The sequence below is a fragment of the Vibrio sp. S457-15 genome (assembly GCF_000960545.1).
Lineage (GTDB): Bacteria > Pseudomonadota > Gammaproteobacteria > Enterobacterales > Vibrionaceae > Vibrio > Vibrio parahaemolyticus.
On sequence record NZ_JYOQ01000142.1, the window covers coordinates 38,098 to 63,969 of the forward strand.

General features: G+C 46.0%; 22 protein-coding genes and 21 tRNA genes. 34 read left to right on the plus strand and 9 right to left on the minus strand.

Annotated elements, in window-relative coordinates:
• Positions 1 to 63: 63 nt before the first annotated feature.
• The 7 genes from ushA to hemA form a co-directional block, all read right to left on the minus strand.
• Positions 64 to 1,746 carry a bifunctional UDP-sugar hydrolase/5'-nucleotidase UshA gene (ushA, locus tag UF05_RS15575; RefSeq protein ID WP_005457348.1) on the minus strand — a complete coding sequence of 561 codons (1,683 nt, stop codon included), beginning with the start codon at positions 1,744 to 1,746 and terminating at the stop codon, positions 64 to 66.
• 223 nt (positions 1,747 to 1,969) lie between these two features.
• Entirely contained in the window at positions 1,970 to 2,821 is an 852-nt protein-coding gene (gene kdsA / locus UF05_RS15580; RefSeq protein WP_005457350.1) for a 3-deoxy-8-phosphooctulonate synthase, read from the minus strand.
• 54 nt (positions 2,822 to 2,875) lie between these two features.
• Positions 2,876 to 3,685, minus strand: a complete 810-nt coding sequence (locus tag UF05_RS15585) for a SirB1 family protein (RefSeq protein WP_005481357.1) — start codon at positions 3,683 to 3,685, stop codon at positions 2,876 to 2,878.
• A 5-nt stretch (positions 3,686 to 3,690) separates the two neighbouring features.
• Positions 3,691 to 4,074 carry a SirB2 family protein gene (locus tag UF05_RS15590; RefSeq protein WP_005468486.1) on the minus strand — a complete coding sequence of 128 codons (384 nt, stop codon included), beginning with the start codon at positions 4,072 to 4,074 and terminating at the stop codon, positions 3,691 to 3,693.
• 41 nt (positions 4,075 to 4,115) lie between these two features.
• Positions 4,116 to 4,973, minus strand: coding sequence for a peptide chain release factor N(5)-glutamine methyltransferase (gene prmC / locus UF05_RS15595; RefSeq protein WP_020904133.1), 858 nt, complete (start codon positions 4,971 to 4,973; stop codon positions 4,116 to 4,118).
• A 3-nt stretch (positions 4,974 to 4,976) separates the two neighbouring features.
• Positions 4,977 to 6,065: a peptide chain release factor 1 gene (gene prfA, locus UF05_RS15600; protein WP_005456867.1), complete on the minus strand. Its 1,089-nt coding sequence runs from the start codon at positions 6,063 to 6,065 to the stop codon at positions 4,977 to 4,979.
• Between the two features lie 29 nt (positions 6,066 to 6,094).
• Positions 6,095 to 7,351, minus strand: coding sequence for a glutamyl-tRNA reductase (hemA, locus tag UF05_RS15605; protein WP_025793415.1), 1,257 nt, complete (start codon positions 7,349 to 7,351; stop codon positions 6,095 to 6,097).
• A 134-nt stretch (positions 7,352 to 7,485) separates the two neighbouring features.
• Between hemA and lolB the strand changes: the two genes are divergently transcribed.
• The 27 genes from lolB to UF05_RS15740 all read left to right on the plus strand — a co-directional run bounded on the left by lolB (position 7,486) and on the right by UF05_RS15740 (position 14,665).
• Positions 7,486 to 8,124 (plus strand): lipoprotein insertase outer membrane protein LolB, encoded by a 639-nt coding sequence (gene lolB, locus UF05_RS15610; protein ID WP_015296355.1) that lies wholly within the window; start codon positions 7,486 to 7,488, stop codon positions 8,122 to 8,124.
• A complete protein-coding gene (gene ispE, locus UF05_RS15615; protein WP_015296354.1) occupies positions 8,121 to 8,993 on the plus strand; it encodes a 4-(cytidine 5'-diphospho)-2-C-methyl-D-erythritol kinase in 873 nt (290 codons plus the stop codon). Before lolB ends, ispE begins: the two co-directional genes overlap by 4 nt.
• 28 nt (positions 8,994 to 9,021) lie before the next feature.
• Positions 9,022 to 9,966: a ribose-phosphate pyrophosphokinase gene (locus UF05_RS15620; protein WP_005496171.1), complete on the plus strand. Its 945-nt coding sequence runs from the start codon at positions 9,022 to 9,024 to the stop codon at positions 9,964 to 9,966.
• Positions 9,967 to 10,117: 151 nt separating this feature from the next.
• Positions 10,118 to 10,708, plus strand: coding sequence for an aminoacyl-tRNA hydrolase (gene pth, locus UF05_RS15625; RefSeq protein ID WP_005496173.1), 591 nt, complete (start codon positions 10,118 to 10,120; stop codon positions 10,706 to 10,708).
• 10 nt (positions 10,709 to 10,718) lie between these two features.
• On the plus strand, positions 10,719 to 11,810 hold the full coding sequence (gene ychF / locus UF05_RS15630) for a redox-regulated ATPase YchF (protein ID WP_005496175.1): 1,092 nt from the start codon (positions 10,719 to 10,721) through the stop codon (positions 11,808 to 11,810).
• Positions 11,811 to 11,814: 4 nt separating this feature from the next.
• Entirely contained in the window at positions 11,815 to 12,075 is a 261-nt protein-coding gene (locus UF05_RS15635; RefSeq protein ID WP_011105709.1) for a hypothetical protein, read from the plus strand.
• Positions 12,076 to 12,094: 19 nt separating this feature from the next.
• Positions 12,095 to 12,171, plus strand: a tRNA-Met gene (locus UF05_RS15640).
• Positions 12,172 to 12,211: 40 nt separating this feature from the next.
• A tRNA-Leu gene (locus UF05_RS15645) sits at positions 12,212 to 12,296 on the plus strand.
• Between the two features lie 48 nt (positions 12,297 to 12,344).
• Positions 12,345 to 12,419, plus strand: a tRNA-Gln gene (locus tag UF05_RS15650).
• A gap of 77 nt (positions 12,420 to 12,496) precedes the next feature.
• A tRNA-Met gene (locus UF05_RS15655) sits at positions 12,497 to 12,573 on the plus strand.
• A 77-nt stretch (positions 12,574 to 12,650) separates the two neighbouring features.
• Positions 12,651 to 12,735, plus strand: a tRNA-Leu gene (locus UF05_RS15660).
• Between the two features lie 30 nt (positions 12,736 to 12,765).
• Positions 12,766 to 12,850 (plus strand) — tRNA-Leu (locus tag UF05_RS15665).
• Positions 12,851 to 12,898: 48 nt separating this feature from the next.
• A tRNA-Gln gene (locus tag UF05_RS15670) sits at positions 12,899 to 12,973 on the plus strand.
• A gap of 35 nt (positions 12,974 to 13,008) precedes the next feature.
• Positions 13,009 to 13,093, plus strand: a tRNA-Leu gene (locus tag UF05_RS15675).
• A gap of 29 nt (positions 13,094 to 13,122) precedes the next feature.
• Positions 13,123 to 13,197: transfer RNA gene (locus tag UF05_RS15680), tRNA-Gln, on the plus strand.
• A gap of 54 nt (positions 13,198 to 13,251) precedes the next feature.
• Positions 13,252 to 13,336, plus strand: a tRNA-Leu gene (locus tag UF05_RS15685).
• A gap of 29 nt (positions 13,337 to 13,365) precedes the next feature.
• A tRNA-Gln gene (locus tag UF05_RS15690) sits at positions 13,366 to 13,440 on the plus strand.
• A 52-nt stretch (positions 13,441 to 13,492) separates the two neighbouring features.
• Positions 13,493 to 13,577, plus strand: a tRNA-Leu gene (locus UF05_RS15695).
• A 24-nt stretch (positions 13,578 to 13,601) separates the two neighbouring features.
• Positions 13,602 to 13,678, plus strand: a tRNA-Met gene (locus UF05_RS15700).
• Positions 13,679 to 13,731: 53 nt separating this feature from the next.
• Positions 13,732 to 13,816, plus strand: a tRNA-Leu gene (locus UF05_RS15705).
• A gap of 29 nt (positions 13,817 to 13,845) precedes the next feature.
• Positions 13,846 to 13,920 (plus strand) — tRNA-Gln (locus tag UF05_RS15710).
• A 52-nt stretch (positions 13,921 to 13,972) separates the two neighbouring features.
• Positions 13,973 to 14,057, plus strand: a tRNA-Leu gene (locus UF05_RS15715).
• 24 nt (positions 14,058 to 14,081) lie between these two features.
• Positions 14,082 to 14,158, plus strand: a tRNA-Met gene (locus UF05_RS15720).
• Between the two features lie 47 nt (positions 14,159 to 14,205).
• Positions 14,206 to 14,290, plus strand: a tRNA-Leu gene (locus UF05_RS15725).
• 29 nt (positions 14,291 to 14,319) lie between these two features.
• Positions 14,320 to 14,404, plus strand: a tRNA-Leu gene (locus UF05_RS15730).
• 47 nt (positions 14,405 to 14,451) lie between these two features.
• Positions 14,452 to 14,526 (plus strand) — tRNA-Gln (locus UF05_RS15735).
• 54 nt (positions 14,527 to 14,580) lie between these two features.
• Positions 14,581 to 14,665 (plus strand) — tRNA-Leu (locus tag UF05_RS15740).
• A 139-nt stretch (positions 14,666 to 14,804) separates the two neighbouring features.
• Here UF05_RS15740 and UF05_RS15745 read toward each other — a convergent pair.
• Positions 14,805 to 15,980 (minus strand): 2-octaprenyl-3-methyl-6-methoxy-1,4-benzoquinol hydroxylase, encoded by a 1,176-nt coding sequence (locus tag UF05_RS15745; RefSeq protein ID WP_045545474.1) that lies wholly within the window; start codon positions 15,978 to 15,980, stop codon positions 14,805 to 14,807.
• Between the two features lie 258 nt (positions 15,981 to 16,238).
• Between UF05_RS15745 and miaB the strand changes: the two genes are divergently transcribed.
• The 5 genes from miaB (at position 16,239) to lnt (ending at position 21,864) form a co-directional block, all read left to right on the plus strand.
• Positions 16,239 to 17,663: a tRNA (N6-isopentenyl adenosine(37)-C2)-methylthiotransferase MiaB gene (gene miaB, locus UF05_RS15750; RefSeq protein WP_005496209.1), complete on the plus strand. Its 1,425-nt coding sequence runs from the start codon at positions 16,239 to 16,241 to the stop codon at positions 17,661 to 17,663.
• Positions 17,664 to 17,736: 73 nt separating this feature from the next.
• A complete protein-coding gene (locus UF05_RS15755; RefSeq protein WP_005483495.1) occupies positions 17,737 to 18,834 on the plus strand; it encodes a PhoH family protein in 1,098 nt (365 codons plus the stop codon).
• Between the two features lie 2 nt (positions 18,835 to 18,836).
• On the plus strand, positions 18,837 to 19,301 hold the full coding sequence (gene ybeY / locus UF05_RS15760) for an rRNA maturation RNase YbeY (protein WP_045545475.1): 465 nt from the start codon (positions 18,837 to 18,839) through the stop codon (positions 19,299 to 19,301).
• Between the two features lie 106 nt (positions 19,302 to 19,407).
• The gene (gene corC, locus UF05_RS15765; protein ID WP_005483493.1) at positions 19,408 to 20,307 is read left to right on the plus strand and encodes a CNNM family magnesium/cobalt transport protein CorC; all 900 of its coding nucleotides are present in this window, start codon (positions 19,408 to 19,410) and stop codon (positions 20,305 to 20,307) included.
• A 39-nt stretch (positions 20,308 to 20,346) separates the two neighbouring features.
• The gene (gene lnt / locus UF05_RS15770; protein ID WP_025535088.1) at positions 20,347 to 21,864 is read left to right on the plus strand and encodes an apolipoprotein N-acyltransferase; all 1,518 of its coding nucleotides are present in this window, start codon (positions 20,347 to 20,349) and stop codon (positions 21,862 to 21,864) included.
• Between the two features lie 94 nt (positions 21,865 to 21,958).
• Here the strand turns inward: lnt and UF05_RS15775 are convergent, their stop codons facing one another.
• Entirely contained in the window at positions 21,959 to 22,429 is a 471-nt protein-coding gene (locus tag UF05_RS15775) for a zinc ribbon-containing protein (RefSeq protein ID WP_005454505.1), read from the minus strand.
• Positions 22,430 to 22,584: 155 nt separating this feature from the next.
• Here UF05_RS15775 and leuS point away from each other — a divergent pair, with 155 nt between their 5' ends.
• Both leuS and UF05_RS15785 read left to right on the plus strand, forming a co-directional pair.
• The gene (leuS, locus tag UF05_RS15780) at positions 22,585 to 25,158 is read left to right on the plus strand and encodes a leucine--tRNA ligase (protein WP_045545476.1); all 2,574 of its coding nucleotides are present in this window, start codon (positions 22,585 to 22,587) and stop codon (positions 25,156 to 25,158) included.
• 171 nt (positions 25,159 to 25,329) lie between these two features.
• Complete coding sequence (locus UF05_RS15785) at positions 25,330 to 25,872, plus strand: LPS-assembly lipoprotein LptE (RefSeq protein ID WP_005454508.1); 543 nt, start codon at positions 25,330 to 25,332, stop codon at positions 25,870 to 25,872.

Genomic DNA, 25,872 nt, shown 5'->3' on the forward strand with positions numbered 1-25,872 from the left:
GAGCTGCGCTTTTAGTTAATGATATCAGCGAGTTTGAGTCAAACGCTTTTTCGCAATCAAACTCTATTGATTGACCACATTGTTTGTTTGGTACATCACCTCACCAGAAGGTGCGTATTCGTTAACGTCAATTGGGCTATGGCTTTCTAGATAGTCTTTCAAGACTTCTGCATCGGTAAAACCTGTGTTGACGTAGCCAGGGTGCGTATCAATTTTAGGGTAACCATCGCCACCAGAAGCGTTGTAACTTGGTACTGTGAAGCGGTAACGACCATCTAAACGCAGTTGCTTGTTACCGATAAATACATTGGTGACTTTGTCATTTTCAATACGCATAGAGATACCCGCAAACTGCGCGTAAGCACCTGAATCAACTGGCTTGGTTGCAACAATATTTAGGTAATCCAAGACTTCTTGACCAGACATATCGACGTAAGAAACCATGTTGCCAAATGGCTGCACGGTCAGCACATCTTTGTATGTGATGTCACCAGCTTCAATAGAATCACGCACACCACCTGAGTTCATCACTGCGAAATCAGCTTTTGCACGTTCCATATGAGCCGTTGCAATTAAACGACCTAGATTCGTCTGTTGGAATCGCACGACATCACGGTCACCCTCTAGCTTACCGTTTGATTCCGCAATTTTCACATTCAGCTGGCTTTGGCCTTTTTCTTGGAAAGGACGAAGGAAGTCCAACATCGCTTTGTCTTGAGTAATTTCATCTTGAACAAACACACGTTGTGATTGACCATCCACATTGATTTTTTTCTTCAAGTTTACCGGAATAAGATCGTAGCTCACCATTGATAGTTCGCCGTTACGGAATTCGTAATCGGCACGGCCAACATATTTACCCCACTCATGCGCCTGAACAATGTAAGTACCGTTTTGTTGGTCTGGCTGACACTCATCACCCGGTTTAAAGTTCTTTTTGATAACGTTAGGACCTTCCATACAAACGGGCTCTTGTGAGTGACCACCCACAATCATGTCCAAATCGCCTTCATTGAGGTAACGCGCCAAAGCTACATCACCCGGCGCATTGATGCCACGGTTGCCATTTTCGTAGTGACCCATGTGCGTGACAGCGAAAATCAGATCCGGATTTTCTGTTTTTTTCAGTTCTGCAATCAGCTCTTTCGCTTCCGCTTTCGGGTCGCGGAAGTCCACTTGACCGATAAACTCAGGATTTCCCAACTTCGCGGTATCTTCTGTTGTCAGACCAATAACCGCAATTTTAATGCCTTGCTTATTGAACATCGCGTAAGGTTGGAATAAACGCTTGCCCGTTTTTTTGTCGTAGATGTTAGCTGACAGCATTGGGAAGTTAGCCCAATCTTGCTGTTTGAATAGCACGTCTAGCGGATTATCAAATTCGTGATTACCTAACGCCATCGCGTCGTAACCAATCTTACTCATGCCTTTGAAATCTGGTTCAGCGTCTTGTAAATCAGATTCAGGAACGCCGGTATTAATATCACCACCAGACAGCAACAGCACGCTGCCTCCTTCTGCTTGAATTTCATCACGCAGATCATCGATCAACGTCTTGCGCGCAGCCATGCCGTACTCACCATGTTTATTCTGCCAAAAACGACCGTGGTGATCGTTGGTGTGTAAGACAGTCAATTTATAAGTGGTATCTGCATTCCATTCATGAGCAGGTTGCGAAGCACATCCAGCCAGCGAGGCCAAAATAGCAGCACTCAAAGCGGTTTTGATAATCAGACGCTGATTCATTTTTTTTCCTTTTTCTTATTGGGATTACTGATGCACATTTTCAAACATTAGAGCTATTTGAAAACCTCGCGCACCCTAACACATTGATTTCATAATTATGATGTATTGTTTAGCAATAACAAATTCATCAGTAACAAGTTTGAGAATTTACGGTTTATCAGATAAAAAAATAGCCAACTCTAGGTTGGCTATTTTATTTTTCATCATGATCAGTAATGAATCGCTACTTGATATCGATGTTTTCAAAGCTCTTAATCAAGTCATCTAGTGACTTCATTTGCGCCAAGAATGGCTCTAGTTTGTCTAGAGGCAGTGCAGATGGGCCATCACAACGTGCTTGATCTGGGTTCGGGTGCGCTTCGATAAATAGACCCGCAATGCCTGTCGCTAGACCCGCTTTTGCAAGCTCAACTGTCTGCTCACGACGGCCGCCAGATGCTGCGCCTGATGGGTCACGCATTTGTAGTGAGTGCGTTACGTCAAAGATGATTGGGCTACCTTTCGACGCGTTCTTCATTACACCAAAGCCAAGCATGTCTACAACTAGGTTATCGTAACCGTGGCAAGAACCGCGCTCACATAGGATGATCTTGTCGTTACCACATTCCGCGAATTTCTCAACGATGTTACCCACTTGACCAGGGCTCATAAATTGAGGTTTCTTCACGTTGATCACTGCGCCTGTTTTCGCCATTGCTTCAACTAGGTCAGTTTGACGAGCTAGAAATGCAGGAAGCTGAATAACGTCTACCACGTCAGCGACAGGTTGAGCTTGTGCTTCTGTGTGAACGTCAGTGATGATCTTAACGCCAAAAGTGTCTTTTAGCTCTTGGAAGATTTTCATACCTTCTTCAAGGCCTGGGCCACGGTATGAATGAACAGAACTGCGGTTTGCTTTGTCGAACGACGCCTTGAATACGTAAGGAATGCCCAGTTTGTCTGTTACTTTTACGTAATGCTCACAGATCTGCATAGCAAGATCACGAGACTCAAGAACGTTCATGCCTGCAAATAGGGTGAATGGCTTGTCGTTAGCAACCTGGATGTCGCCGATATTAACGATTTTCTGTTCCATTATGATTCTCTTTTTTCTGTCCACGGTATGCCACGCTTGGGCACTCCGATAAAATTAGTGAAGCGTGACGTGTTTTTCACTCATCGCATTAACTTGTGATTTTAGTAGCTCAGACGCAGGATCGTCGGGACATTGGTCAATAAAGTACTGAAAGTCAGATACCGCGACCTGATGACACTCAAGCTGTTGGAAGATAAAACCGCGATCACGAATCTCGTATGGGTCATCTGGCACAAAGGTCAACGCCAGATTAGTACAGCGCAGCGCCAGTGTGTAACGCTCTTCTCTCAGCATCGCGCTTTTAATCAACGCCAACCAGCGACCAATCACTGTCGGATTATCCGCTTCGTCAAAATGTTCTGGTTTAAGTTGCGCTAACGGTCCTTCTTGACCGATTAACCAAGCTTGAAGGATTTTCTCACCAACATACTCCCCGTTGAACGGGTTAATGTAGTCTGGTGTTTTGTGCATCCAATCCACTTTAATTAGGAACTGAGTTGGGAATGTCACACCTTTCATAGGGAAGCCAAGGCGATTGCCTAAGTACAATAAAATTGCACCTAAGCTGACCGGAATACCTTTTTTACGCTCTAGTACTTTATCGATAAAGCTGTTGTCAGAGATAAAGTACTCTTGGTCGTCACCTTTGAAGCCCCACTCATGGAAAAACAGACGTAGGAAAGAGTCGAAACGCTGCTCTTCATCTGTTTCATGGATAAGCGTTGCTTCTGCTTCTTGGTACAGACGCTCTAGCTCTTGCTTAGCCCAATGGACGTTGGTTTCTGGATTAACGGATTTATTGAGCTCTAACGCTCCTTCCACCAGCGCCATGTTGTCAAAATCTTCGTCAAAAAACTCAAGCATGACGATTACCCAAATAAAGTTGGACTCTTAGACACGGCGATGTTAGCCGCCATGACCAACCAACCGAGTGCGCCAAAGAAACCGAAAATTTGCAGCAATTTATTTTTAGCTAATTTCAGAGCGAAGAAGCCCAGAGCAATGTACGCCAACACACACGTGATCTTGTTGGTTAGCCAAGGTGCTGAGTCTGTAAATGGAATGAAGCCAGTAACAAAGATCAAAGCAACACCTGACAACAACAGCGCGGTATCAACAATGTGTGGAAAAACTTTCAGAAAACGATGGTTGCGCTTTGGAGAGTTCATCATCATTAACGCGAATCGAATCGACAACAATGTGGCACTCAGTGCGATGGTGACAAGGTGAATATGTTTTAGAGCTACGTACATTTTTCTTCTCTTTTAATAAATTACTACTGACTTGCTCGTTCTTATGAAGGCTGGTAGCAACCGAGGGTCACTCGATCATTCCCACCATAATCTTTTTCGGTGACAACTTGCTGATAGCCAAAGCCACTCATGATCTCACGAACCGCCTCGCCTTGGTCGTAACCGTGCTCGAAGGCAAGCCAACCGCCCTCTTCAAGATACTGACGAGCCAAATCGGAGATATGGCGAATATCCGCTAAGCCATTTTCATCAGCGACCAGCGCGGATTTTGGCTCAAAACGAACGTCACCTTGGGATAAATGCGGATCTTTCTCGTCAATATACGGCGGATTGGAAACAATTAAAGCAAACTTTGTTCCCTCTGCAATAGGCTCGAACCAGCTACCTTGGTCAAACGTCACATTTTTGATGTTTAGCTGCGCGGCATTGTACTCAGCAAGCTCTTTGGCCTCTTGTTTGAGGTCAACTCCCATTACCTGACGATTCGGTAGCTCAGACGCTAATGCCAACGCAATTGCTCCTGTCCCTGTGCCTAAATCTAGAATCGATCCGGTCTGCCCATAGGTTTTATCCAAAGCAACTTCCACCAAACGCTCGGTGTCTGGTCTTGGGATCAAGGTAGTAGGAGAAACTTTGAGAGGTAGAGACCAAAACTCGCGCTCACCAATAATGTAAGCAACGGGTTCGCCTGCTAAGCGCCTTGCGAGTAAAGCATCAAACTGCGCTTGTTGCTCTGGTTCTAATGCTTTTTCTGGCCACGTTAGCAAATAGGTTCGCGGTTTGCCAAGAACATGGCAAAGAAGGACAGCTGCATCGAGAGAAGGCGACTCTTTGCCGCCTTCTGTCAGTTTTGCCGTCGCACTTTTCAGTGCTTGCTCAATGGATTGAACTTGGCTCATCGATTAAGCGTTCTCAGCTAGCGCCGCTAGTTGGTCTGCTTGGTGTTCTTGAACCACTGGGTCAATCAAGCTTTGTAGGTCGCCTTCCATCACTTCGTTCAAACGGTAGATGGTTAGGTTGATTCGGTGGTCAGAAACACGGCCTTGCGGGTAGTTGTAAGTACGGATACGGTCACTGCGGTCACCAGAACCTAGTAGGTTACGACGCGTGTCAGACACTTCTGCTGCACGACGCTCTTGTTCCGCTTGAACGATACGAGCAGCCAGTACTGCCATCGCTTTCGCTTTGTTCTTATGCTGTGAACGCTCGTCTTGACACTCTACCACTGTACCCGTTGGTAAGTGGGTAATACGAATTGCAGAATCCGTGGTGTTAACGTGCTGACCACCCGCGCCAGATGCACGGAACGTATCGATTTTTAGGTCTGCCGCTTTGATTTCTGGCAGATCCGCCTCTGGGATTTCCGCCATGACCGCTACTGTACACGCAGAAGTATGCACACGACCTTGAGATTCTGTCGCTGGTACACGTTGTACACGGTGACCGCCAGATTCAAACTTCAGCACGCCGTATGCACCGTCGCCGCTCACTTTCGCGATCATCTCTTTGTAACCACCGTGCTCCGCTTCGTTTGAAGACATCACTTCAATGCGCCAGCCACGCTTTTCTGCGTATTTGCTGTACATACGGAATAGGTCGCCAGCGAAGATACCTGCTTCATCACCGCCAGCACCAGCGCGGATTTCAAGGAAACAGTTACGATCATCATTTGGATCTTTTGGAAGAAGAAGAATTTGCAACTCATCAGCAAGACGTTCAATCGCTTCTTTCGCGTCTTTGATCTCTTCTTGAGCCATTTCACGCATTTCTTCGTCGTCTTCTTTTGCCATCTCTTCAGCGGCAGCAAGATCGTCTTGAGCTTGTTGGTAAGCTTGGAAGCACTTAGTTACTTCTTCTAGCTGAGAGTACTCTTTTGATAGAGCACGGAATTTGTCCTGATCTCCAATTACATCAGGATCACCAAGAAGATGTTGAACTTCTTCGTAACGTTCTACTAGCGTTTCTAGCTTAGTCAGAATAGAGGCTTTCATAGTGTCGTTTTCTTAATAAAAAGCGTGAGTTACAGATCATCTAAGCCAAGCGTTTGGCGGATAATCGTTAATTTTGCTGGTTCGCCTTGTTCCGCCGCACTTTGTAGTGCGCGTGTTGGGGCGTGAATCAGTTTGTTGGTGAGTTTATTACTAAGTTCGCGCAGTACTTTCTCCGGATCTGCGCCAGCTGCCAATGATTGCAGGCTTTTACTCAGTAACTCTTCACGTATTTCGTTCGCCGAATTGCGATAATCGCGAATACTATCAACCGCTTGCAGTGAGCGTAGCCACGTCATAAACGACGCACTTTCTTCACTAACAATGGCTTCGGCCTGAATCGCTTCAACTTTACGTTGCTCAATATTGCTATCGATGATCGACTGCAAGTCGTCCACCGAATACAGATAAGCATCGTTCAATTCGCCAACTTGCGCTTCCACATCACGTGGTACAGCAATATCGACTAACAGAATAGGTTGATGACGACGTTGTTTCAGCGCTGTTTCGACCATGCCTTTACCAATAATAGGCAACGGACTCGCTGTTGAGCTAATCACGATGTCCGCTCTTGCGAGGTGGTCTGGGATTTCGTTCAGGCTGATTACTTCTGCACCAAACTGCTCAGCTAACCCTTGAGCACGCTCTTTGGTGCGGTTTGCGACTATCATTTTTGTGCAGCCGTTCGACGCTAAGTGCTTCGCGACCAGTTCGATGGTTTCACCTGCCCCGACGAGTAAGACTGTCGAGTCAGATAACGATTCGAAAATGTGTTTTGCTAATGTACATGCGGCGTAAGCCACCGACACAGCATTGCCACCGATATCAGTTTCCGTACGAACTCGTTTTGCAACAGAAAACGTTTTTTGGAACAGCTTATCAATCGACGAGTCTACAGCTTGATGATCACGTGAATCAGAAAATGCCTGTTTCACTTGACCTAAGATCTGCGGCTCACCAAGTACCAGTGAATCAAGGCCACACGAGACGCGCATCAAGTGTTTAATTGCCGCTTGTTCTTCGTGTACATACAAACTTGGCATCAGGTCTTCACGGCTCACTTGGTGAAATTGAGCGAGCCAATCGATCAGCTTGTTTCGCGCTCCTTGCTTAACGTCGCAGTACAACTCAGTACGGTTACAGGTTGAAACAATCACACTGCCGTTAACCGCTTCGTGCTCTCTGAGTTGCTCAAGTGCAGGGCCGAGCTTATCAGGCCCGAACGCCACTTTCTCTCGCAAGTCAACAGACGCTGTATTGTGATTAATTCCAATAGCAAGCAAGGACATCTAACGTGGTATCTCTGAGATCGGTTATAAAATAGGTTCAGAATTTTACTGTAAGCACGCATTTATTGAAAGGGTAAGCCGGATTTGTTTTCCTAAGTCCGTCTTTTCAATGCTATAGTTGTGAGCGATTCCCGATGAAACTGATTAATAAGCCATCAAACATGACCTTACGTTCCTTTCTCATCTTTCTCTTGTCGAGCCTTATTCTCGCTGGGTGTAGTTCCGTTCCTGAAAGCGTCACCAGCGTCGAATGGCAAGCTCATGAACAACGTCTTGAAACCATCCATGATTTTCAAGCGACCGGGAAATTAGGCTACATCGGCCCCGACCAAAGACAAAGTCTGAACTTTTTTTGGAAGCACTCCACCGCTTTAAGCCAACTTCGATTAACCACTGTCTTGGGACAAACCGCATTAAAACTGACGATTACCCCACAAGGGGCAACGGTTGAAACGTATGATGACCAAGTCCTTTCCGCACGCAACGCTAATCAACTGATTTATCGCCTCACAGGCTTGATGATGCCAGTTGACCACATGCCCGACTGGTTACTCGGTTTACCTACCGATGCAGATACATTCCAGCTTTCTCCAGCCAACACACTGCAAACCTTAGACAAACAGATAGGTCTTAACGACTGGAAAATCGCTTACGAACGTTATGGCGACGTAGAATGGCACGAACAGACGCTTCCATTACCGAATAAACTAAAGCTGACGACATCAGACGTAAAAATCAATCTAGTGATCACAAAATGGAACATCACCCAATGATCGAAACTTCAACCCGCTGGCCGTCTCCGGCGAAATTGAATCTCTTTCTATACATCAATGGCCGCACAGAAAACGGCTATCACGAGTTACAAACCTTATTCCAATTCGTCGATCATGGAGATGAGCTCACCATTCAAGCAAACCATTCTGGTGATGTTACGATTTCTCCAGAGATAGAAGGTGTGCCTCTTCAAGACAATTTAATTTGGAAAGCTGCAACTGCGCTGCAAAATTACACTCACTGCTCTTTTGGTGCACATATCGAACTGCACAAAGTTTTACCAATGGGTGGTGGAATTGGCGGCGGCTCTTCAAATGCCGCTACGACACTTGTGGCACTCAACTACTTGTGGCAGCTCAATTTAACTGATGATGAATTAGCCGAAATTGGCCTAAAACTGGGCGCTGACGTGCCTGTTTTTGTGCGCGGTTTTTCCGCTTTTGCTGAAGGTGTGGGTGAGAAGCTTTCTCCAGCCAACCCGGAAGAAAAGTGGTATCTCGTCGTGAGACCAAATGTTTCTATTGCGACAGCGGATATATTCCGTCATCCAGATCTGACACGAAACACACCAAAACGAGATCTAGAAACACTTTTGAACGCGCCGAGCGTAAACGATTGCGAAAAAATTGTACGAATGCTCTACCCAGAGGTTGATAAGCAACTTTCATGGCTGCTACAATACGCGCCGTCAAGATTGACGGGGACAGGATCTTGCGTTTTTGCTGAATTTTCGAGCAAATCGGAAGCAGAAACTATCCTTGCACAACTCTCTGATAAAGTCTCGGCATTTGTCGCTCAAGGGCGCAATATTTCGCCACTAAAAGAGACTTTGGCTGAATACCAATCAGCCTCACACCGACCTATTTAAAACTGGACGCAAACCCGAGGTTTCCACCGTGCCTGATATGAAGCTATTTGCTGGTAACGCAACACCTGAACTAGCCCAACGTATTGCTGATCGTCTTTACATCTCTCTTGGTGATGCATCTGTTTCTCGCTTTTCTGATGGCGAAGTTGCAGTTCAAATCAATGAGAATGTTCGTGGTAGCGATGTTTTCATCATTCAATCCACTTGTGCACCGACTAACGACAACCTAATGGAATTGGTTGTTATGATTGATGCAATGCGCCGTGCTTCAGCAGGCCGTATCACTGCAGTTATCCCTTACTTTGGTTACGCCCGTCAAGATCGTCGTGTACGTTCTGCTCGTGTGCCAATTACTGCAAAAGTTGTTGCTGATTTCCTATCTAACGTTGGTGTTGACCGCGTTCTTACTATCGACCTACACGCAGAGCAAATCCAAGGCTTCTTCGATGTTCCTGTAGATAACATCTTCGGTACTCCTGTACTACTCGAAGACATGCAATCTCGCGGTCTAGATAACCCAGTAGTGGTTTCTCCTGACCTAGGTGGTGTGGTTCGAGCTCGTGCAACGGCAAAAGCGCTAGGCGACATCGATATTGCTATCGTTGATAAGCGTCGTCCACGTGCAAACGTTTCTGAAGTGATGAACCTAATCGGTGATGTTGAAGGTCGCGACTGTGTGATCGTTGATGACATGATCGATACAGGTGGCACTCTATGTAAAGCAGCTGAAGCGCTAAAAGAGCGCGGTGCTAAGCGTGTATTCGCTTACGCAACTCACGCTGTATTCTCTGGTAACGCTGCAGACAACATTAAGAACTCTGTTCTTGACCAAGTTATCGTAACTGACTCTATCTCTCTTTCTAAAGAGATGGCGGCGACAGGCAAAGTAACCACACTAAGCCTATCTCGTATGCTAGCTGAAGCAATCCGTCGCATCAGCAACGAAGAGTCAATCTCTGCAATGTTCAACTAATCCGAACATTTCAGTTAGACTGATTTCAAAAGCACCCCTCTATGGGGTGTTTTTTTATTTGTATCGATAGGCAGAAAATCCCTTGGTCGCCCACTGTGAGAATTCTGTGCTATTATACTGCGCTTTTTGAGATTCCAGAGAGATCCTAACCTTGACTCAACCAATCAAACTTCTTGTTGGTCTTGCTAATCCGGGACCAGAATATGCCAAAACTCGCCATAATGCGGGCGCTTGGGTTGTAGAAGAATTAGCACGCGTCCATAACGTTACCCTGAAGAACGAACCAAAGTTCTTTGGCCTAACCGGACGCATCATGGTCAACGGCCAGGATCTCCGTTTGCTTATCCCTACCACTTTCATGAACCTCTCTGGAAAAGCGATCGCTGCTTTGGCGAAGTTTTACCAAATTAAGCCAGAAGAGATCATGGTTGCTCACGACGAGCTAGACTTACCGCCAGGTGTCGCTAAGTTTAAAAAAGGTGGTGGCCACGGGGGCCACAACGGACTGCGTGACACAATAAGCAAACTGGGCAATAACAAAGATTTTTATCGTCTTCGTATCGGCATTGGCCATCCGGGACACAAAGATAAAGTGGCAGGTTTTGTATTAGGTAAAGCTCCAGCGAAAGAGCAAGAGCTACTAGATGCCGCAGCAGATGAAGCTGTTCGTTGTCTAGACATCCTGATTAAGGATGGCCTATCCAAAGCACAAAACCGCCTCCACACGTTCAAAGCTGAATAAGGTTACTATCATGGGTTTTAAATGTGGCATCGTTGGTCTACCTAACGTTGGTAAATCAACTCTGTTTAACGCACTAACTAAAGCGGGTATTGAAGCAGCAAACTTCCCGTTCTGTACCATCGAACCAAACACTGGTGTGGTTCCTGTGCCAGATCTACGTCTAGACGCACTAGCAAAGATCGTTAACCCACAGAAAGTTCTACCTACTACAATGGAATTCGTAGACATCGCTGGTTTGGTTGCGGGCGCATCTCGTGGTGAAGGCCTAGGTAACAAATTCCTAGCGAACATCCGTGAAACAGACGCTATCGGTCACGTTGTACGCTGTTTCGAAAACGAAAATATCGTTCACGTTGCAGGTAAAGTATCTCCAATCGAAGATATTGAAGTAATCAACCTTGAACTAGCTATGGCTGACCTTGATTCTTGTGAGCGCGCGATTCAGCGTAACGCGAAGAAAGCAAAAGGCGGCGACAAAGACGCGAAGTTCGAGCTGACAGTTCTAGAAAAGCTGCTTCCTGTACTAACAGAAGGTGGTTCAGCGCGTACCGTTGAGCTTTCTAAAGAAGAATTAGCAGCAGTAGGTTACCTAAACTTCCTAACGCTAAAACCAACCATGTACATTGCAAACGTAAATGAAGATGGTTTTGAAGACAACCCGTACCTAGACGCAGTACGTGAGTTCGCAGCAAAAGAAAACAACGTGGTTGTTCCTGTATGTGCAGCGATCGAATCAGAAATGGCTGAACTAGAAGACGACGAACGCGAAGAGTTTCTAGCGGATCTAGGCATCGAAGAACCTGGTCTAAACCGCGTAATTCGTGCTGGTTACGAACTGCTAAGTCTACAGACGTACTTCACAGCTGGCGTAAAAGAAGTTCGTGCATGGACAATTCCTGTTGGCGCAACAGCACCAAAGGCAGCAGCGAAGATCCACACTGACTTTGAAAAAGGCTTCATCCGTGCAGAAGTCGTTGGTTACGAAGACTTCATCCAATACAACGGTGAAAACGGAGCAAAAGACGCAGGTAAATGGCGTCTAGAAGGTAAAGACTACATCGTAAAAGATGGTGACGTTGTACACTTCCGCTTCAACGTATAATTAAGTGAATGAAATTCAAACACTTCATTTACATAAAAAGCCAGCAGTAATGCTGGCTTTTTTTATGTCTGCAATAAACGCCACAAAGTTAAGTTCCTTGCTTCAAGCTAATTTATTTCCAGTTTTAGATCATAAACACGCCTCTTTGTTTAAAAAGAAAGCGAACGATGTTTTTTGGGGGATTTATTTAAAAAAACTATTGACGGATCTCACTCAACTTCGCATAATGCGCGCCGTTCCCAACGACAAGGCAACAAAGCGTTGAGAGCAAAAAATATGGTTTTGGCTACGTAGCTCAGCTGGTTAGAGCACATCACTCATAATGATGGGGTCACAGGTTCGAATCCCGTCGTAGCCACCATTCCTAAACGTTCTTTAATTAAGAGCACTTAGGAATAGATGCGGAAGTGGCGGAATTGGTAGACGCACCAGATTTAGGTTCTGGCGCCGCAAGGTGTGAGAGTTCAAGTCTCTCCTTCCGCACCATTTTTCTCTAGAAATAGAGAGTTAAGTAGTTGAAAAACTACTGTCTGCAGGTCTATCGCCAAGCGGTAAGGCAGCGGCTTTTGATGCCGCCATTCCCTGGTTCGAATCCAGGTAGACCTGCCATTATTCAAAGTGAGATTCCTTGATAAAAGGGTTGTCACTGAGAGCGCGAAGGTTTATATTGTCTCGCTCCAAAAGATGGCTACGTAGCTCAGCTGGTTAGAGCACATCACTCATAATGATGGGGTCACAGGTTCGAATCCCGTCGTAGCCACCATTCTTTCTTAATGAAAGAAACAAGAAATATAACTGTTAGTTTTTACCAATTAACTGATGGTTTATAGAGTTCAAGACGCGGAAGTGGCGGAATTGGTAGACGCACCAGATTTAGGTTCTGGCGCCGCAAGGTGTGAGAGTTCAAGTCTCTCCTTCCGCACCATCTTGATTCAACTCTATATAAAGAATATTTGCGGAAATGGCGGAATTGGTAGACGCACCAGATTTAGGTTCTGGCGCCGCAAGGTGTGAGAGTTCAAGTCTCTCTTTCCGCACCATTCTTTCTCTAGAAATAGAGATGATATAGTCTCATGACTATTGTCTGCAGGTCTATCGCCAAGCGGTAAGGCAGCGGCTTTTGATGCCGCCATTCCCTGGTTCGAATCCAGGTAGACCTGCCATTATTTAACGTTATTGAGTTTTACTCAGTAACTATGCGGAAGTGGCGGAATTGGTAGACGCACCAGATTTAGGTTCTGGCGCCGTAAGGTGTGAGAGTTCAAGTCTCTCCTTCCGCACCATATTTCAAGTAGTGAAAACTACTGCCTGTAGGGCTATCGCCAAGCGGTAAGGCAGCGGCTTTTGATGCCGCCATTCCCTGGTTCGAATCCAGGTAGCCCTGCCATTACAAAACGTTGTTGAGGTTTTACCAATTACCTTGATGACTACAAGATAAGTTGCGGAAGTGGCGGAATTGGTAGACGCACCAGATTTAGGTTCTGGCGCCGCAAGGTGTGAGAGTTCAAGTCTCTCCTTCCGCACCATATTTCAAGTAGTGAAAACTACTGCCTGTAGGGCTATCGCCAAGCGGTAAGGCAGCGGCTTTTGATGCCGCCATTCCCTGGTTCGAATCCAGGTAGCCCTGCCATATACAATGTTATTAAGGATCACTAATCTCCTTAATAACTACAAATCAAGATGCGGAAGTGGCGGAATTGGTAGACGCACCAGATTTAGGTTCTGGCGCCGCAAGGTGTGAGAGTTCAAGTCTCTCCTTCCGCACCATTCTTGATTTAAACAATTTGAGATGGCTACGTAGCTCAGCTGGTTAGAGCACATCACTCATAATGATGGGGTCACAGGTTCGAATCCCGTCGTAGCCACCATTTATAACGTTATTTAGGTTTTACCAATTACCTTTATAACTACAGAATAAGTTGCGGAAGTGGCGGAATTGGTAGACGCACCAGATTTAGGTTCTGGCGCCGCAAGGTGTGAGAGTTCAAGTCTCTCCTTCCGCACCATATTTTAAGTAGTGAAAACTACTGCCTGTAGGGCTATCGCCAAGCGGTAAGGCAGCGGCTTTTGATGCCGCCATTCCCTGGTTCGAATCCAGGTAGCCCTGCCATATACAATGTTGTTAAGGATCACCAATTTCCTTAATAACTACAAATCAAGATGCGGAAGTGGCGGAATTGGTAGACGCACCAGATTTAGGTTCTGGCGCCGCAAGGTGTGAGAGTTCAAGTCTCTCCTTCCGCACCATTCTTGATTTAAACAATTTGAGATGGCTACGTAGCTCAGCTGGTTAGAGCACATCACTCATAATGATGGGGTCACAGGTTCGAATCCCGTCGTAGCCACCATTGATTAGATTGTTAGCTTAAGCTATCGGTCATGTAGAATTTAAGATGCGGAAGTGGCGGAATTGGTAGACGCACCAGATTTAGGTTCTGGCGCCGTAAGGTGTGAGAGTTCAAGTCTCTCCTTCCGCACCATCTTCATAATCATCTACAATATCAAATATGCGGAAATGGCGGAATTGGTAGACGCACCAGATTTAGGTTCTGGCGCCGCAAGGTGTGAGAGTTCAAGTCTCTCTTTCCGCACCATACTTTCCTTGTTTTGGAAAGCGCTTAGTTGAAAGGCTAAGACCTGTAGGGCTATCGCCAAGCGGTAAGGCAGCGGCTTTTGATGCCGCCATTCCCTGGTTCGAATCCAGGTAGCCCTGCCATTACAAAACGTTGTTGAGGTTTTACCAATTACCTTGATGACTACAAGATAAGTTGCGGAAGTGGCGGAATTGGTAGACGCACCAGATTTAGGTTCTGGCGCCGCAAGGTGTGAGAGTTCAAGTCTCTCCTTCCGCACCATCATTGAAAACCCAGCATTAATTTGCTGGGTTTTTTCTTTTTTCCGATTCTGGACTCGGTAGATCTTTGATTTACCGAATTAAAAAAGCGAGCTCATGGCTCGCTTTTTTTCTATCTGGTTTGCTACGTAATACTTAGCCTACATACCTAACGCGTACTTCAATACTTGTGCTTTGATCGGCCCTGAATTTTCAGCCAGCTTTAATGCTGCATTGCGTGCAAACTTCAAAGGCCCCAAATCATTGCTAAAGCCTTTATAGAAAAAATCCATACCGGTCTGCATTAGAAAATTATCCGGGCGACGAGTACGCTCATATTTTGCTAATAGAGCATCCGTTAACTCATCTTGCCCTTGTGTCACTGATAGCAATACATCAACGTCTTTAAAGCCTAAATTCACGCCCTGCCCCGCTAATGGATTGATTGTATGCGCTGAATCACCAACTAGCACACAACCTCTATGCGAATAGGACTGCGCGTGTCGACGTGTCAAAGGGAAAGAACCAAACTGCAGAACTTCGATATCTCCAAGCTCTTTAGGAAAGTGACGCACGATCTCTTCTCTTAATTGATGTTTGGTCATCGCGCAAAGCTGTTTGATTCGTTTTGGGGAATCATACCAAACTAAAGATCCTTGCCCGACTTCTTGTCCATCTTCTGTCAATGAACACAAAGGTAGGAAAGAGCGAGGCCCACTAGGGGTGAACTGTTGCCAAGTAATGTCTTGTTGTGGCAACTCAGTCTTAACATTGATGAGCATACAATGTTGACGGTAATCCCAAGCAGTCACGCCAATACCCGCTAGCTGACGTACTTTAGAATTGGCACCATCAGCGCCAATGATCCAGTTCGCATCAAACTGTTCGCCGCTTTCTAGCGTGATACGGTTTCCATCATTGAAATCGATGTCTTTTAATCGCTCAGGGCACTTCACCGTTAAGTTGTCGAATTGCGCGAAAGCTTGCCAAAGGCCAAGTTGGATTAGGCGGTTTTCAACGATGTAGCCAAGTTGATCCAATGAAAGCTCATCAGAATGAAAACGAGTACGACACTCAGGATGCTCCCACGTTTCCAGACGACGATAGGGACAGACGCGCATTGCTTCGATCGCCGACCAAGCATCTAATGATTCAAGTAATTTCACCGATTGATGTGAAATAGCAGAAACTCGCACGTCCAGGGCTTGAGCAGCATCGAATGCTTTAGGCTCCGCTCCTTCAACTACCACTACGCTTCTACCTTGCTTGGCAAATCCAACCGCGACAGCAGCCCCGACCATGCCGCCACCGATTACGGCGATGTCATACTTGTTCATTTTTTGCTCTTCATCATGCTGATTATTTGGCGTTTTTCAATTGTACGTTCCGAGGCTATTTTTACAAAATTGTTTAACAAAAAACCTTGCTGTATATAAGGCAAAAAACTAGATTTCATCAGGGTTTGCAGAGAATTCGTCAGATCACTAGTCAGGTGCTTTTTAAAGCAGTACAATACGCCGCTTACCGCCGTGATAGCGGCTATAATTTGAGCAATAGCTCTCCAATTTAAGTACAACTGAACGAGCGAAAGTGAGATGAGTAAGAAACTGCTAATTAAAACCTGGGGCTGCCAGATGAACGAATACGATTCATCAAAAATGGCCGACCTGCTTAATGCTGCAAACGGCTATGAGCTGACGGAAGAGCCAGAGGAAGCAGACGTACTTCTACTTAACACCTGTTCGATCCGTGAAAAAGCGCAAGAGAAAGTTTTCCACCAGCTAGGCCGTTGGAAAACACTAAAAGATAAAAAACCTGGCGTAGTTATCGGTGTAGGTGGTTGTGTAGCAACACAAGAAGGTGACCACATCCGTGAGCGTGCACCATACGTTGACGTAATCTTTGGTCCTCAAACTCTGCACCGCCTACCTGAGATGATCAAACAATCTCAAACTGACGATGCACCGGTAATGGACATTTCGTTCCCAGAGATTGAAAAGTTCGACCGCCTACCTGAGCCACGTGCAGAAGGTGCGACGGCGTTTGTTTCTATCATGGAAGGCTGTTCAAAATACTGTACTTACTGCGTTGTACCATACACTCGTGGTGAAGAAGTTAGTCGTCCAATGGATGACGTGTTATTCGAGATTGCACAGCTAGCGGAACAAGGTGTACGTGAAGTTAACCTACTAGGTCAAAACGTAAACGCATACCGTGGCCCTATGCACGACGGCGAGATCTGCTCTTTTGCTGAACTGCTTCGTCTCGTTGCATCTATTGATGGTATCGACCGTATTCGTTTCACGACTAGCCACCCGCTAGAGTTTACAGACGACATCATTGCTGTTTATGAAGATACACCAGAGCTAGTAAGCTTCCTGCACTTGCCAGTACAAAGTGGTAGTGACCGTATTCTAACGATGATGAAGCGTCCTCACACAGCTATCGAGTACAAGTCAATCATCCGTAAACTACGTAAAGCGCGTCCTGATATCCAAATCAGTTCTGACTTTATTGTTGGTTTCCCTGGTGAAACAGACAAAGATTTCCAAGACACAATGAAGCTAATCAAAGACGTAGACTTTGACATGAGCTTCAGCTTTATCTTCTCACCTCGTCCAGGTACACCAGCGGCAGATTACCCTTGTGATATTCCAGAGCAAGTGAAAAAAGAGCGTCTATACGAGCTGCAACAAACCATCAATGCACAAGCAATGCGTTACTCACGCCTAATGCTTGGTACTGAGCAGCGTGTACTGGTTGAAGGCCCTTCTAAGAAAAACCTAATGGAACTGCGCGCTCGTACAGAAAACAACCGTGTAGTAAACTTTGAAGGTAGCGCAGACCTAATTGGTCAGTTCGTTGACGTGAAGATTACGGACGTATTTGCAAACTCGCTACGTGGTGAGCTAGTACGTACAGAAAAAGACATGGACCTTCGTAGTGTGATTTCTCCAACACAAATGATGGCGAAAACACGTCGCGAAGATGAGCTAGGTGTAGCTACTTTTACGCCATAAGCTCGTATAAATCGCCATGGAGAGCCTGGTCGTCATCAGGCTCTCATTGAGTGGCATAAAATGAGAGGCAACATTGAGCAATAAAATCGTAACTCTAGAAATTAACCTAGAACCTTCAGATAACCGCCGACTTGCTAGCCTGTGCGGTCCATTCGACGACAACATCAAGCATTTAGAACGCCGTCTAGGCGTTGAAATCAACCATCGTAGTGACCATTTTACCATTGTTGGTAAGCCTCACACCTCAGCGGCTGCGCTGGACATTCTAAAAACGCTTTATGTAGATACTGCGCCTGTGCGTGGCGAGATCCCAGATATCGAACCAGAACAAATTCATCTGGCGATCAAAGAATCTGGCGTATTAGAACAAAATACCGAATCAAGTATTGCGCACGGTAAAGAAGTGTTCGTAAAAACCAAAAAAGGCGTCATTAAACCGCGCACACCAAACCAAGCTCAATACTTGGTCAATATGGTTACGCACGACATCTCTTTTGGTATTGGTCCTGCAGGTACAGGTAAGACTTACCTTGCCGTTGCAGCAGCAGTTGATGCACTAGAACGCCAAGAAATTCGTCGCATTCTTTTGACACGTCCGGCGGTAGAAGCGGGTGAAAAACTGGGTTTCTTACCTGGTGATTTAAGCCAAAAGGTTGACCCATACCTTCGTCCACTGTACGACGCATTATTCGAGATGCTAGGCTTCGAGCGAGTTGAGAAGCTGATTGAACGCAACGTTATAGAGGTTGCTCCTCTGGCATACATGCGCGGTCGCACTCTGAACGATGCTTTCATCATTCTAGATGAAAGTCAGAACACCACCGTTGAACAGATGAAAATGTTCCTGACTCGTATTGGTTTCAATTCTCGTGCGGTTATTACTGGTGACGTCACTCAGATCGACTTACCTCGTGGTGCGAAGTCAGGTCTTCGTCATGCGATTGAAGTGCTCAGTGAAGTCGACGACATCAGCTTTAACTTCTTCCAAGCAGATGACGTTGTTCGCCACCCTGTGGTTGCTCGCATCGTCAACGCCTACGAGAAGTGGGAAGCGCAAGATCAAAAAGAACGTAAAGAGTTCGAGAAACGTCGCCGTGAAGAGCGTGATGCTAAACTGTTAGAAGCAGCGAAAGCAGAACTTAGCGCTCAAGTCGCTGCAACTAAGGAATAAAAATGGCAATTGAACTTGATCTGCAACTGGCAGTCGAAAATGAAGAAGGCTTACCTTCGCAGCAAGACTTCCAACTTTGGTTAGACAAGGCCATCCCTCTTTTCCAACCTCAAGCAGAAGTGACAATTCGAATTGTCGATGAGAAAGAAAGCCACGCTCTTAACCATGAGTATCGTGGTAAAGACAAGCCGACGAATGTGCTTTCTTTCCCATTTGAAGCGCCTCCTGGCATGGAGATTGACCTTTTGGGCGATCTTATTATTTGCCGCCAAGTTGTTGAAAAAGAGGCAATTGAACAGAATAAGCCTCTGTTAGCACATTGGGCGCATATGGTTGTACATGGCAGCTTGCATCTGCTAGGTTATGATCATATCGAGGATGACGAAGCTGAAGAGATGGAGTCACTCGAAACCGAAATCATGCAAGGTATGGGTTATGAAGACCCTTATATTGCTGAAAAAGAGTAACCCTTTGGGTACTCGACAGGGAAAGGCGAACCAATAAAACAGTTCTCGCGTTCGCCTCTCTACGTGAGCTATCACACGTCTGATAGCGTTACTTAATTGAGAAACAATGAACGAAGATAATTCTCCCTCTTCTAACGAAGGTAAGAAAGAAAAGGCAGAAGGTCCGAGTAGAAAGTCCTTCTTTGAACGCCTAGGTCAACTATTTCAAGGCGAACCAAAAGACCGCCAAGAGCTTGTGGATGTAATCCGCGACTCAGAAGTAAATGACCTGATTGACCACGACACTCGCGATATGCTCGAAGGTGTTATGGAAATCTCCGAAATGCGTGTGCGTGACATCATGATCCCGCGTTCGCAAATGGTCACCGTTGAGCGCACTGACGATTTAGATACTCTAATCGCACTTATTACCGATGCTCAGCACTCTCGCTACCCAGTAATCAGCGAAGATAAAGACCATGTGGAAGGTATTCTTCTTGCGAAGGACTTACTTAAATACTTAGGCTCAGGCAGTAACCCATTTGATATTGAAGAAGTAATTCGACCTGCAGTTGTGGTACCGGAAAGCAAACGTGTTGACCGCCTGCTAAAAGAGTTCCGTGAAGAACGCTATCATATGGCGATTGTTGTCGATGAATTCGGTGGTGTTTCTGGTCTTGTGACCATTGAAGATATCCTGGAAGAAATCGTCGGGGATATCGAAGATGAATTCGATGAAAGCGAAGAAACAGACATTCGTAAGCTAAGCAAGCATACGTTTGCTGTCAGAGCGCTGACAACCATCGAAGAGTTTAATGAGACATTCGGTACCAACTTCAGCGATGAAGAAGTAGATACGGTAGGTGGCATGGTCATGACTGCCTTTGGTCACTTACCTTCTCGCGGCGAATTGGTCGAAATTGAAGGCTACAACTTCAAAGTCACCGCTGCCGATAACCGTCGTGTCATTCAACTCCAAGTGACCATTCCAGACGAAGAAACGCTGGTTGAAGCCACTCAAGAGTAACGCGATACCCTACTACCGGGAATATCAGAAAAAACAATAATGATGAATTTACTCTTTCATCGCCTCAAGCGGCCCTTAGTGGCCGCTTTTGTTGGCGCCTCCACTACCCTAGCATTTGCTCCTTACCAGTTGTGGCCAATTGCCATTCTTAGCCCTGCAATATTGCTAATTCTTCTTGCAAACCAAACACCTAAGCGCGCGCTTTGGATAGGTTATGCTTGGGGGTTAGGCCAATTTGCAACAGGTGTTAGCTGGGTTTATGTCAGCATTTCTGGCTTCGGCGGGATGCCGCTGATTGCGAACCTCTTCTTGATGGGTATGCTCATTGCCTACCTTGCAGTTTATTCCGGATTGTTCGCTTGGCTAAACAATAAGTTTTTCCCTCAATTTAGCCTCAGTAAAGCGCTCCTTGCCGCACCAGCCTTATGGTTAATTACCGATTGGTTACGCGGTTGGGTGATGACCGGCTTCCCTTGGTTGTGGTTGGGCTATAGTCAAATTGATGCGCCACTAGCAAGCTTTGCACCGATCGGTGGTGTAGAACTGCTCACGCTGTTTGTTCTTATTAGTGCAGGTGCATTAGCATATGCGTGGATTCACAAACAGTGGTTGATGATTATCATCCCTGTTGTTTTGATGAGCGCAGGTTTTGGGATTCGGCAATATGATTGGGTGACACCTCGCCCAGAAGACACCACCAAAGTGGCGTTGATTCAAGGTAACGTCGACCAGAACCTCAAATGGCTGCCAAGCCAACGCTGGCCAACCATCATGAAGTACGCCGACCTGACGCGTGAAAACTGGGACGCCGACATCATTGTCTGGCCAGAAGCAGCAATCCCTGCATTTGAAGTTGAAGTGCCTTCCTTCTTGAGCAACATCGACAGTGCCGCGAAGATGAACAACAGCGCCATCATCACAGGCATTGTTAATCAATCGGAGGACAGGCAGTTCTATAACAGCATTCTGTCGCTAGGCGTCACACCATACGGTGATTACAGCTTTGATATGAGCGAACGCTACCACAAGCATCACCTATTACCGTTTGGTGAGTTTGTTCCGTTTGAAGATATCTTGCGCCCGCTCGCTCCATTCTTCAATTTACCAATGTCGTCGTTTAGTCGTGGGGCGTTCGTGCAACCTAATATCGTTGCGAACGGCATGCACATGGCACCAGCGCTCTGTTACGAGATCATTTTTAATGAACAAGTGCGTCAAAACGTTACTGACGAAACCGACTTCATTCTAACGCTTTCGAACGATGCATGGTTTGGACATTCGATTGGACCACTTCAACATATGGAAATCGCTCGCATGCGTGCTCTGGAACTGGGCAAGCCGCTGATCCGTTCAACAAACAACGGCTTAACAGCAGTAACCGATTATAAAGGCAAGATTGTAGAGCAAGTTCCTCAATTTGAAACAGCTGTACTACGTGCAGAGCTCACCCCAACAGATGGAACAACACCCTACCGAACGTTTGGCACTTGGCCATTGTATTTTTGGGTTGCGCTGAGTTTAATGCTGGCTTGGTGGTTACCGAGAAAGAAAGACTAAAAACGTCATTTTTTGACATAAGACGAATAACGAAAAAGAGGCCACACGGCCTCTTTTTTCTTATCAAGCAAATACAAAAAGATTGTATAGGTGGCTATGGTTTCAAGGACTGACGACTAAAGCCTTTGTGGCCACATTTGATACATGGAATGATGATAGTTGGATGGTTGTAGGTAGTTTTATGTCCGCACTCATCACAGACAAGTGTGCCTAAGCCGATAACCTCGCCAGCTTCATACAAGCCTTGATGCTCCAAGTCATCAAAAAGCTCTACCCATTCAACTTTGGTACGGTCCGTAATCTCTAGTAAGCCTTGCCAAATGGAATCCGCTACCGTTAAGTAAAAAGGACCGCTTTTGCTGTCTTCATAGCTCTCAGAAAACTCTTTTAAGTCGGCTTTCACATACGCGGCAATTAAGGCCAACTCATCTTTGGTCAAGTCATTGGCGGCTTCCACCACTTTGCCCGACGTTTCTAAAGCTTTGTTAACTTCTTCCGGACTTTGCTTCAAGGTTTCAATCACATCCTCGAGCATTTCCTCATAACCTGTTTTACGTTTAGGCATAACTGACCTCCATTCTTTCTCCTACCTAGGCGCATTCAGTGCGCATGGGTACAGATTGGCTATTGTTGTGATCCCTAGCTTTAGGTATTCTATGACGATCTATTTAAGTCTGTTCTAACCGAACTCACAAATTCCAAGATAACCGGATATCATCGATGCAAGAACAATACAATCCACAAGACATTGAACAGAAAGTTCAAAAGCACTGGGATGACAACAAGACCTTTGTTGTAAGTGAAGACCCAAATAAAGAAAAATTCTACTGTCTATCTATGTTCCCATACCCAAGTGGTCGACTGCACATGGGTCACGTGCGCAACTACACCATCGGTGACGTAGTATCTCGATTCCAACGCCTACAAGGCAAAAATGTAATGCAACCAATTGGTTGGGATGCGTTCGGTCTACCAGCAGAAAACGCAGCGGTGAAAAACAACACAGCACCTGCGCCATGGACTTACGAAAACATCGAATACATGAAAAACCAGCTTAAATTGCTAGGTTTTGGCTACGACTGGAATCGTGAATTCGCAACTTGTACGCCTGAGTACTACCGTTGGGAACAAGAGTTCTTCACTAAGCTTTACGAAAAAGGCCTAGTTTACAAGAAAACGTCTTCTGTTAACTGGTGTCCAAATGACCAAACCGTTCTTGCAAACGAACAGGTTGAAGACGGCTGCTGCTGGCGTTGTGACACTCCAGTAGAGCAAAAAGAGATCCCTCAGTGGTTCATCAAGATCACAGAATACGCGCAAGAGCTACTTGACGATCTAGACAAACTTGAAGGTTGGCCAGAAATGGTTAAGACCATGCAACGCAACTGGATTGGTCGCTCTGAAGGTGTGGAACTGAAGTTTGAAGTGAAAGGTCAACAAGACCTAGAAGTTTACACAACGCGTCCAGACACACTAATGGGTGTAACTTACGTTGGTATCGCAGCGGGTCATCCTCTAGCAACGCTAGCTGCAGAGAACAACCCAGAGCTTGCTGCATTCATCGAAGAATGTAAGAACACCAAAGTTGCTGAAGCTGAACTGGCGACAATGGAGAAGAAAGGTATGGCAACTGGCCTTACTGCTATTCATCCATTGAACGGTCGTGAAGTACCAGTTTACGTCGCAAACTTCGTATTGATGGACTACGGTACAGGCGCTGTAATGGCAGTACCTGCACACGACCAACGCGACTTCGAATTCGCAACTAAGTACGGTCTAGACATCATCCCAGTGATCAAACCAGCAGATGGTAGCGAGCTGGACATCTCTGAAGCGGCATACACAGAGAAAGGTGTATTGTTCGATTCAGGTGAGTTCGACGGCCTAGAATTCCAAGCGGCATTCGATGCAATCGCAGCGAAGCTAGAAGCGGAAGGTAAAGGCACTAAGACAGTTAACTTCCGTCTACGTGACTGGGGTGTATCTCGTCAACGTTACTGGGGTGCACCAATCCCAATGGTAACCACTGAAGACGGTGAAGTTCATCCAGTACCTGCTGACCAACTACCAGTGATTCTTCCAGAAGACGTGGTAATGGACGGCGTAACCAGCCCAATCAAAGCAGACAAAGAATGGGCGAAGACCACATTCAACGGCGAACCGGCTCTACGTGAGACAGATACGTTCGATACGTTCATGGAATCTTCTTGGTACTACGCACGTTACTGTTCACCACAAGCTGACGATATCCTAGATCCAGAAAAAGCAAACTACTGGCTACCAGTAGACCAGTACATCGGTGGTATCGAGCACGCTTGTATGCACCTATTGTACTCACGCTTCTTCCACAAACTGCTACGTGATGCAGGCTACGTAACGTCTGACGAGCCGTTCAAACAACTACTATGTCAAGGCATGGTACTGGCTGACGCGTTCTACTTCGAGAACGAGAAAGGCGGTAAAGAGTGGGTTGCACCAACAGATGTTGCTGTAGAGCGTGACGGTAAAGGCCGCATCATTTCTGCTAAAGACAACGAAGGCCGTGATGTAACACACTCAGGCATGATCAAAATGTCTAAGTCTAAAAACAACGGTATCGACCCTCAAGAGATGGTAGACAAGTACGGTGCTGATACAGTGCGTCTATTCATGATGTTCGCATCTCCAGCAGACATGACGCTTGAGTGGCAAGAGTCTGGCGTAGAAGGTGCAAACCGCTTCCTAAAACGTGTTTGGAAACTAGTGAAAGAACACGCAGAGAAAGGCGCAGCAGAAGCAGTGGATACAGCAGCACTTTCTGGTGAGCAAAAAGCACTTCGTCGTGACGTTCACAAAACTATCGCGAAAGTGACTGACGATATCGCTCGTCGTCAAACGTTCAACACAGCAATCGCAGCAATCATGGAACTGATGAACAAGCTAGCGAAAGCACCTCAAGAATCTGCACAAGATCGTGCAATTCTTGATGAAGCGCTAAAAGCGGTTGTAACGATGCTTTACCCAATCACTCCGCACATTTCATACGAGCTATGGACTGCGCTTGGTGAGTCAGACATCGACAACGCAGCATGGCCAACGTTTGATGAGAAAGCGCTAGTTGAAGACGAAAAAACTGTCGTTGTTCAAGTTAACGGTAAGCTACGAGCGAAGTTAACAGTAGCGGCAGACGCAACGAAAGAACAAGTTGAAGAGCTTGGTCTAAACGACGAAAACGTTACTAAGTTCACAGATGGCCTAACAATCCGTAAAGTAATTTACGTACCAGGTAAACTGCTGAACATCGTTGCAAACTAAGCGGTCACTGTAAGCAAATTACAGCTTGCAATAACGCAACGCAGAGCGAACTAATTCGCGCGCTAAGAGTCTTTAAACAGGGTAGTTCACTACCCTGTTTATTTACCTTAAACCATTCACAGTGAGTGGTTTAAGGTAAATAACCCCTTCAATTTAGGATGAATACAATCAATGCGCTTTTTCTCTTTGATTAAACTACCAGTGGTATTGGTACTAGCGGGGCTTCTTTCTGCCTGTGGTTTCCACCTTCGTGGCGAGTATTCCGTTCCGGAAGAGCTGCACACCATGTCATTCTCTAGCTACGATGAATACAGCAAACTCACACGCTATGTACGCTCTCAGCTGCAACTCAACAAAGTTGACCTAGTTCAGCCGTCATCTTCAGTACCAAATCTGCATTTAATCAAAGCAACCATGGATGAGAGAACACTCTCGCTTTACCAAAACAGTCGTGCGGCAGAAAAAGAATTGACTTACGTGGTGCAATATCGCGTCACAATTCCAGGATTTGGCTCAAAAAATTTCACCACAACCGTGAACCGCAACTACCTAGACAACCCGTTAACGGCATTGGCAAAATCGGTTGAACGTGACGTAATCGAAGACGAGATGCGTCAACAAGCAGCGAAACAGATGATGCGTCAGCTTGGCCGAATCCGTGCCGAGTACGAAGCGGGGCAAATTGCAGCGCCAACTGAGAAAACAAACTCTTAA